This is a genomic window from Carnobacterium sp. GW821-FHT04C06, from assembly GCF_059420345.1.
In genome coordinates, this window is sequence record NZ_JBWKTN010000001.1 from 670266 (window position 1) to 679651 (window position 9386).

At 36.7% G+C, this 9386-nt stretch carries 6 protein-coding genes and 1 other annotated feature; of the genes, 1 reads left to right on the top strand and 5 read right to left on the bottom strand.

Annotated features, from left to right (window positions below; genetic code table 11):
- Positions 1-37: 37 nt before the first annotated feature.
- Complete coding sequence (leuS, locus tag AC07SW_RS03255) at positions 38-2452, bottom strand: leucine--tRNA ligase (protein WP_034568644.1); 2415 nt, start codon at positions 2450-2452, stop codon at positions 38-40.
- A 99-nt stretch (positions 2453-2551) separates the two neighbouring features.
- Positions 2552-2792 (bottom strand) — a binding site (T-box leader).
- Between the two features lie 112 nt (positions 2793-2904).
- Positions 2905-4158 carry a dicarboxylate/amino acid:cation symporter gene (locus AC07SW_RS03260; protein ID WP_494632221.1) on the bottom strand — a complete coding sequence of 418 codons (1254 nt, stop codon included), beginning with the start codon at positions 4156-4158 and terminating at the stop codon, positions 2905-2907.
- Positions 4159-4333: 175 nt separating this feature from the next.
- On the opposite strand from AC07SW_RS03260, the gene AC07SW_RS03265 reads away from it, so the two are divergent.
- Positions 4334-4798, top strand: coding sequence for a GtrA family protein (locus AC07SW_RS03265; RefSeq protein WP_236707210.1), 465 nt, complete (start codon positions 4334-4336; stop codon positions 4796-4798).
- A 42-nt stretch (positions 4799-4840) separates the two neighbouring features.
- Here AC07SW_RS03265 and AC07SW_RS03270 read toward each other — a convergent pair whose 3' ends face one another.
- The 3 genes from AC07SW_RS03270 to AC07SW_RS03280 are packed head-to-tail and all read right to left on the bottom strand — an operon-like array spanning position 4841 to position 8837.
- Positions 4841-6496 (bottom strand): glycerol-3-phosphate dehydrogenase/oxidase, encoded by a 1656-nt coding sequence (locus tag AC07SW_RS03270; RefSeq protein ID WP_119908342.1) that lies wholly within the window; start codon positions 6494-6496, stop codon positions 4841-4843.
- Positions 6497-6527: 31 nt separating this feature from the next.
- Positions 6528-8030 carry a glycerol kinase GlpK gene (glpK, locus tag AC07SW_RS03275; RefSeq protein ID WP_034568638.1) on the bottom strand — a complete coding sequence of 501 codons (1503 nt, stop codon included), beginning with the start codon at positions 8028-8030 and terminating at the stop codon, positions 6528-6530.
- Positions 8031-8054: 24 nt separating this feature from the next.
- A complete protein-coding gene (locus AC07SW_RS03280) occupies positions 8055-8837 on the bottom strand; it encodes an MIP/aquaporin family protein (protein WP_034568636.1) in 783 nt (260 codons plus the stop codon).
- Positions 8838-9386 lie beyond the last annotated feature (549 nt).

The window sequence follows — 9386 nt, forward strand, 5'->3', positions numbered from 1 at the left end:
TACTCGTTGTTTCTATATATGAGCCTTCTTTTTAATATTAATTGGCTACAATATTTACCAGTTTACCTGGTACAACAACTACTTTACGAATTGTTTTTCCAGCAATAGCTTCTTTAACGGTTTCATCAGCTAAGGCAATTTCTTCCATCTCAGCTTTTTGAACGTCTTTTGCAACAATGGCTTTCGCTTTTAATTTACCATTTACTTGGAAAATGACTTCAATTTCATCTTCTACTAAGAATTTTTCGTCAAAAGTTGGCCAAACTGCATACGTTAAGCTTTCTTTATGACCTAATTTCTCCCAAAGTTCTTCAGCCATGTGAGGCGCAATTGGTGCTAATAATTGAACAAATCCTTCGATATAATTAAATGGAAGTGCATCTGTTTTATACGCTTCATTTACAAATACCATCATTTGTGAAATTGCGGTATTAAAGCGTAATGCTTCAAAGTCTTCCGTTACTTTTTTAACGGTTTGATGATACACTCGATCAAGTGCGCCATCATTGAATGTTGTAATGCGATCCCGTAGTTTGCCATCTTCATCCACTAGCATGCGCCATACACGGTCAAGGAATTTACGACTGCCTTCAAGACCATTTTCATTCCATGCAATGGATGCATCAAGAGGTCCCATGAACATTTCGTACATACGCAAGGTGTCTGCGCCATATTTTTCAACAACATCATCAGGATTGACTACATTGCCTTTTGATTTAGACATTTTCTCATTATTGCCGCCTAAAATCATGCCTTGATTGTACAATTTTTGGAAAGGTTCTTTTGTTGGAACTACCCCAATATCATACAAGAATTTGTGCCAGAAACGAGCATACAATAGATGGAGAACAGCATGCTCTGCCCCTCCAATATAGATATCAACAGGCAACCATTTTTCTAGTTTTTCAAAGCTTGCTAATTCGTTTTTATTATGTGGATCGATAAAACGTAAGAAGTACCAAGAACTACCTGCCCATTGTGGCATTGTATTGGTTTCACGACGACCTTTCATACCTGTTTTAGGATCAACCACGTTTACCCATTCTGAAATGTTCGCAAGTGGTGATTCTCCTGTTCCGCTTGGTTTAATTTCAGTGGTTTTAGGCAATAGAAGTGGCAACTCTTCTTCCGGTAAAGTCGTGGTTGTACCATCTTCCCAATGAATAACAGGAATTGGCTCTCCCCAATAACGTTGACGAGAAAATAGCCAGTCGCGTAAACGATACGTTGTTTCTTTTTTACCAAAGTCGTTGTCTTCCAACCATAGGTTCATCTTCTCAATTGCCGTAGCCTTATCCATTCCATTTAGGAAATCTGAATTAATATGTGGACCATCTCCAGTATACGGCTCATTTTCAATATCGCCGCCTTCAATAACTGGTAAGATTTCAATATCAAAGGTTTTAGCAAATTCATAATCACGTTCATCGTGAGCAGGAACCGCCATGATAGCACCCGTTCCATAAGTTGAAAGTACATAGTCCGCAATCCAAATAGGAATTTCTTTTCCGTTTACAGGATTGATTGCATACGCTCCGGTAAAAACACCGGTCTTCCCTTTAGCTAAATCGGTACGGTCTAAATCTGTTTTCAAGCTTACTTCTTCAATATAAGCTTCTACTGCTGACATTTGTTCTGGCGTTGTGATCTCTTTGACTAACTCTAGCTCAGGGGCCAAAACCGTATACGTTGCACCAAAAAGTGTATCAGGACGTGTTGTAAATATTGTAAAGGTCTTATCAGTTCCTTTGACTGTAAATTCCACATTCGCTCCGACAGATTTTCCAATCCAATTACGTTGCATGTCTTTAATGCTTTCAGGCCAGTCTACAAGCTCTAAATCATCTAGCAAGCGCTCAGCGTATGCTGTGATTTTAAGCATCCATTGTTTCATTGGTTTACGGTAAACAGGAAATCCACCACGTTCACTTTTCCCGTCAATGACTTCTTCATTTGCCAAAACGGTTCCAAGAGCAGGGCACCAGTTAACGGCAATTTCAGCTTCATAAGCTAAGCCTTTTTCATATAATTTTGTAAAAATCCATTGTGTCCATTTATAATAATGAGGGTCCGTTGTGTTGATTTCGCGATTCCAATCATAGCTAAAGCCTAATGAATTGATTTGACGACGGAACGTTTCAATATTGTGAGCTGTAAATTCAGCAGGATCGTTTCCTGTATCTAATGCGTATTGTTCTGCTGGCAAACCAAAAGCATCCCATCCCATTGGATGAAGAACATTATACCCTTGTGAACGTTTCATTCTAGCTAAGATATCAGTTGCCGTATACCCTTCAGGATGTCCGACATGAAGTCCTTGACCAGATGGGTACGGGAACATATCTAACGCATAAAAATTTTCTTTAGTTGGGTCTTCTGTTGTGTTAAAGCTATTGTGACTTGCCCAATATTTTTGCCATTTTTTTTCAATTGTCTTGTGGTTAAAACTCATTTACCTTCGACTCCCTTTCCCTTATGCTTACTTGTTATTTTTTTGAAACAATAAAAAATCGTCCTGTAAATCCAAAACAAAATTTTCGTTGCTTCGCATTCACAGGACGAATAAATAAAATCAAATTCGTGGTACCACCTATGTTTTCTAAAAAACACGCTAAAATAAGCATCGCTTTCTAGACTCCTCATACCCTTAACGCAGGTGCTACGACCTTACTTACTCCTAGTTCAGTAAAGCGACTCAAAAGGCGAGTTCATAATTCTTCTTTATGCATTTCCACCACCCATGCACTCTCTATCAAAGTTTCCTTACTACTATTCCTTATCATTGTCTTTTCTATAATAATACAATCATTTTAACAAATTCCACCGCACTTTTCAACTGTCCTCTTAGAATCGTAAAACAAAAAAATTAGCAAGAGAAATCAATTTCTCTTGCTAACAATTTTTCTAAACTGGATTAGCTTTAAGATAATCCTTCAACCAATTTTTCCCCTCCACAATTCGAGTAACCAACATTGCAGATACATTATTTCCAGAAGAATTTAATAACGTTGCTGGTACATCAATAATCGTACTGATGATTACAATTACTGGAACTGCTTCTAGCGGAAATCCAAAAAGATTCACAATCAACATTTCAGCAATCATTCCGCCACCTGGAATTGACCCCATAACAGCTCCTACAAGAAAAGCTCCTAAAATAATGGTCAACATCGCACTAGGTGACGTCATTTCTTTGCCAAAAATACCATATAAAAAGGCAATTTTTAATACACCGCCGATAACGGAACCGTCTTTATGAGTATTTGCACCTAAGGGAATCACCGTCTCTGCAATATCAGGTGTAACACCCATTTTTTTAGAATATTCTAAATTAACAGGAATACAAGCTGCACTAGAACAAGTCGCAATGGCTGTAATTGAAGGCGTTGCAATGTTTTTCCAATAAATTTTCACTCCTGCTTTGCCAACTGCTATAAAAGCATATAGCGTAAAGAAAACAATATAATAAAGAACTGCAATAACTAGATACAACACAAAACTACGAGCGTACCCGCCAATTATTTTAGCTCCTAAAGTTCCAATAACTGAAGCAAAGTAACAGCCTAAACCAATCGGTGCATAATACATAATCAGTTGAACCATTTTCATCATCACACTGTTTGCTGAATTTAAAAAAGTTACAACCGCCTCACCTTGTTTGCCAGCCATTGACGTTGCTGTGCCAAATAAGATTGAAAAAACAATCAACGGCAGCATACTTGACTTAGATAGAAGCAAGTGAAAATCTGAAACAGTAAACATATTGACAATTCGCTCGCCAATCGTGATTTTTTCAGCATCTCCAGGTGCCCCCATTAAAGCTTTCACACTTTCCACATCAATTCCCTTAACTGGATTAAAAACAGAAATACCAATGTATCCAACAATTGATGCTACCAATGCTGTTGAAAAAAAGACCAGTAGCGTACTTAACATAATTTTTCCTAAACGCTTCATGCCATTCATATTTGCAATTGCCGATGAGATACTAAAAAATACGAGTGGTACGAGCATCACGAACATAATATTTAAAAACACATCTCCAAAGGGCTGTAGTACTGTTGCTTTTTCACCAAATACAACGCCTACGATTCCACCAAAAATCAACCCTGCTAATAAAAGCATCGATGACTTATATTGTTGCCAAAAACTCTTCATTTTATCTTCTCCTTCATTGCTTTCCTAAAAACTCCTTCTCTAGTTTAAATTATTTTAAGAAAAAAACAATCTTTTTCTTAAAATAAACCGTTTAAATCAATTCTGGTTTATTTTAGGATGCAAAAAGAGTATAATACTTAATGTTGTTATTAATAAGACATGACACGTTAAAGGAGTGATTAGACTGAGAGCAAAAATCCGTTCTTTACGAGAAGAGTATCATGAATTTTTACGCTATTTCTTTTGGGGATTGATTGGCACTGGGCTAAACATTGGCCTTTATGAACTTTTCATTCGTATTTTACCTATTCATTATTTAGTAATTAATTTTATTGTTTGGTTTATTACCGTGCTCTTTGGGTACTATACAAACCGTAAATTTGTTTTTAAACGCCTTGCAAAACCACTTCCTGAAACCTTGATTGAAGCAGGTCGTTTTGTTGGATTTCGTGTCGTTTCAGGTATTGCAGATACGGGAACAATGTGGTTGTTCTTTTCATTATTGGGCTTCAATGAAGTATTAGCAAAATTAATTGCAAACATCATCGCTTCTTTAATCAATTATTTCACTAGTAAATTAGTGGTCTTTAAACGCCCTAATCGAAGCATGGAAGACATTAAAATCAGTTTAAATAAATAATAAAACACCACTAGTTTTGATCAACTAGTGGTGTTTTTACATTTAACTTGAAAATTCAGTGTGGAGTTTAAATTGTTCTTCCACTTCTTTTGAATGTGCTTCTTTTACAGCCTCATCCCATTGATAATATGAGGACATTTCATCAATTACTTGTTGGCTAATTTTTTTAGCATGATGAATATCAAACAACATTTGGCTGCTTCTTCTTAAGAGATAATCCACTGGTGTTATCACCATTTCGTGCTCTAATCCATAATGGAGCATACTGTAATCTACTGGGTCTAACGAACTCTCTTGACTTGTTTTTAAATAACCATAAACCGTATCTACGTTGGAACCATAACGATGGACTAAATTCTCAGCATCCTCTTTAGACAATCCAAGCATCATGCCGACTTGCGTTTTTTCAACTACAAAGTTTTCAAAGTTATCCCCGCCACCTACGTTACCACCAGATAAAAGCAATCGTTCTGTTTTAGTTGGTTGGTAAGTTATGCCTGTTTCAACTGCTAATTCTAAGACAACTTGATCGACTACTTTTTCAGACATTTTACGATAGCCTGTTAATTTCCCACCTGCAATGGTGAACAAGCCACTATCTGAATGGAATATTTCATCTTTTCTAGAAATTTCTGAAGGGTCTTTTCCTTCTTCATGAATCAGTGGACGCACACCCGACCAACTTGACTCCACATCCTCTACTTCAATTTTAGGAATATCAAACATTTGGTTGGCTGCATTTAAAATATAATGAACGTCTTCTAACGTTACACCAGGCTCTTTTGGATTGCCTTTATAATTGGTGTCAGTTGTCCCAATATAGGTTTTCCCTTCACGAGGAATCGCAAACATCATTCGATTGTCATCAAATGGCGTATCAAAATAAATCGCATTACTAATTGGAAATTTTGCTTGATCAATAACTAAATGAACCCCTTTTGTTAAGTGCATTGTTTTTCCTTTTTTTGAGTGATCCAATTCTCTTAATTTATCGACCCAAGGACCTGCTGCATTGACAATTTTTTTTGCATAAATAGTACCCGTTTCTCCACTTATTAAATCTCGGAAAGCCACACCTTTAACTTTGCCATCTAAATCATAAACAAATTTTTCTACTTTAACGTAATTGGCAATCATCGCTCCTTCTTCCGCTGCTTTTTTCATTACTTCAACGGTTAAACGAGCATCATCCGTCCGATATTCAACGTAAACGCCGGCGCCTTTCAACCCTTCTTTTTTCAAATAAGGTTCTTTTTCTAACGCTCTAAGTGGTTTCAACATATAACGACGTTCAGATTTTTTTACCTTTGCCAAATGATCGTACATTTCCAGACCAATTGCCGTTGTAAAGGAGCCAAATGTTCCACCTTTATAGAAAGGCAATACCATCCATAATGGCGTTGTTACGTGAGGAGCATTTTCATAAACAATTGCTCGTTCTTGTCCAACTTCCTGTACAACTTTGATTTCAAACTGTTTTAGATAACGTAATCCACCATGAACTAATTTAGTGGAACGACTTGAAGTACCAGAAGCAAAATCTCCCATTTCTAAGACACCCACATTTAGCCCACGTGTTCGAGCATCTAATGTAATCCCAGATCCGGTAATCCCGCCACCTACTACAAGTAAATCTAATGGTTCTGACTGCATTTTTTTTAAATTATCGCTTCTTGTTTGGTATGAAAATTCCATCATTTAAACACTCCCTTTAATTTAGACGAACGGTTTATTCTTTTATTTTAAAACTTCTTGTTGCAGCAACTGCTTTTTCCCATCCTTGGTACAATTCTTTACGTTCTTTTTCTTTCATTTCAGGCTTATATGATTTATCAAGAAGCCAGTTTGCTTTAATATCATCAATGCTCTTCCAGAATCCGGTTGCTAAACCAGCTAGATAAGCAGCTCCAAGAGCAGTAGTTTCGTTTACTTCTGGACGTTTGATTTCAATATTTAAAATGTCACTTTGGAATTGCATTAAGAAATTATTTTTTGCAGCGCCACCGTCTACCCGCATTTCCGTAATCGGAATATTAGAATCTTTAATCATTGTTTCCATTACATCTTTTGATTGATAGGCAATTGATTCTAGCGTTGCACGAATAAAGGATTCCTTGGTTGTTCCACGGGTTAAACCAAACACAGCACCACGAGCATCTGTATCCCAATGAGGTGCACCCAGACCCACAAATGCAGGAACCATATAAACGCCTCCAGTTGACCCAGCACGAACCGCATAGTCTTCCGTTTCACTAGCATCGGTAAACATTCTTAAACCGTCACGTAACCATTGAACGGCAGACCCTGCAACGAAGACACTTCCTTCTAGAGCGTAATTGACTTTTCCATCAATTCCGTAAGCAATCGTTGTAATTAAGCCGTTATCCGAATTAATCGCTTCTTCACCTGTATTCATTAAAATAAAGCAACCTGTTCCATAAGTGTTTTTAATCATGCCTTTTTCAAAACAATTTTGTCCAAATAACGCTGCCTGTTGGTCTCCTGCAATTCCAGCAATTGGAACTTGTTGACCAAACATATGGTATTCAACCGTTTTCCCATACACTTCAGAAGAAGAGCGAACTTCTGGGAGCATGCTTTTTGGAATCTCTAGCAATTCTAATAATTCATCGTCCCATTTTAAGTCATGAATATTGAACATCATCGTTCTTGACGCATTGGTATAATCTGTAACGTGAACCTGATTGCCTGTTAATTTCCAAATCAACCATGTATCAATTGTTCCAAATAATAACTCGCCTTTTTCAGCACGACTTCTTGCACCTTCAACATTGTCTAAAAGCCATTTAACTTTTGTTCCTGAAAAATAGGCATCTACTCTTAATCCTGTTTTACTTTTAACTAAATCTGTATGTCCTGCTTTGATCAAATCATTGGCAATATCACTTGTTTGTCTTGATTGCCAAACTAACGCATGATAAATCGGCATTCCTGTATTTTTATCCCAAACAACAGTCGTTTCACGTTGATTGGTAATTCCAATTGAATCAATTTGTGTTGGACGCGTATCAGACTCAATTAACACGCCAGCAATTACAGCTAAAGTCGTTACCCAAATTTCATTCGCATCATGTTCCACCCAGCCTGGTTGTGGAAAATATTGTGTAAATTCACGTTGCGATGTATGCACGATTTCCCCTTTTTTATTAAATAAAATTGCTCGTGTACTCGTTGTTCCTTGATCAATTGCTAAGACATATTTTTTTTCCATCCGTCAACACTCCCTTAAAATTCATTAGTCTTTCTGTTTTGTAGCTACGACTAGGCCGAATAATACTACAATAAAAATAATTAATCCAATCATAGAAATTTCTAAATAGATAAAGTGATAGAAAATCGCTCCCAAAATCCCACCGACAATCGGTCCAACTACGGGTACCCAAGCATAACTCCAATCAGAATCGCCTTTACCTGAAATTGGCAATACTGCATGTGCAATCCGTGGCATCAAATCACGTGCTGGATTAATCGCATAACCCGTTGGTCCCCCAAGAGCTAAGCCAATACCTAGAATCAATAGTCCAACGATGATTGGGTTTAATCCAACTGTAATTTCATTTGCTCCAATTGCAAGTAAACCAAACGTTAAAACAAAAGTGCCTAACGCTTCTGTCATCATATTAGCAAACGGACTGCGAATCGCTGGACCAGTTGAAAATACGGCTAATTTATCCCCTTTACTTTCAGTTGCTTTCCAATGTTTCAAATAAACTAAATAAACAATAATGGCTCCTAAAAATGCTCCAATCAACTGACCGGCAATATAACCGGGTACTTCTGCCCATGGAAAAGCACCAATAACTGCAAAGGCTAAGGTCACTGCAGGATTTAAATGAGCCTGACTATTTCCAGCAACTACATAAACTCCAAGTGTTACCCCAATTGCCCAAGCAATCGTAATTCCAACCCAACCCATGTTAAATGATTTTGCTTTGACTAACACATTCCCTGCAACGACACCGCTTCCAAAAATAATCAATACCATTGTACCTATCAATTCTCCGTAAAAACCTTCCATTCTAAACACACTCCTTCTTTGTAATTCTTCTCTAAAGAAAACGATTACATTTATAAATTTATCGTATCATTAAATTCTTAAAATAGAAAATAGGATGCCTTGTCATTTGGTGAAAAGTTTGTGAAATACAATCTTTTTATCACCTGTATTTTTCATTTTCCTATTTTTAAAACGCTACTTCTACTTCTTCCTTAAAAGTTAAAAATCCATTTACAAAAGCATTTAACACCTCCAAACACCTTGTTTTATTGTTCTACCATTACTATACACTGAAACCGTTTTCTTTTAAACGGACAATTTCACAAATTTGTCCTAATACTCCTTAAAAATCAAAAAAAGAGAACTTTTTTTATAAAAAGTCCTCTAAAAAAATTATTTATGCAATTCATTTTTTAATTTATCTGCAATAAACTCAACATCGGTTCCAACAATAACCTGAACAGCTGTTTCGTTGATTTTCACAACACCACGAGCTCCTGCTTTTTTCAACGCTTGCTCGTTCACAATACTTGTATCTTTCATTTGTAAACGCAAACGAGTCGTACAATT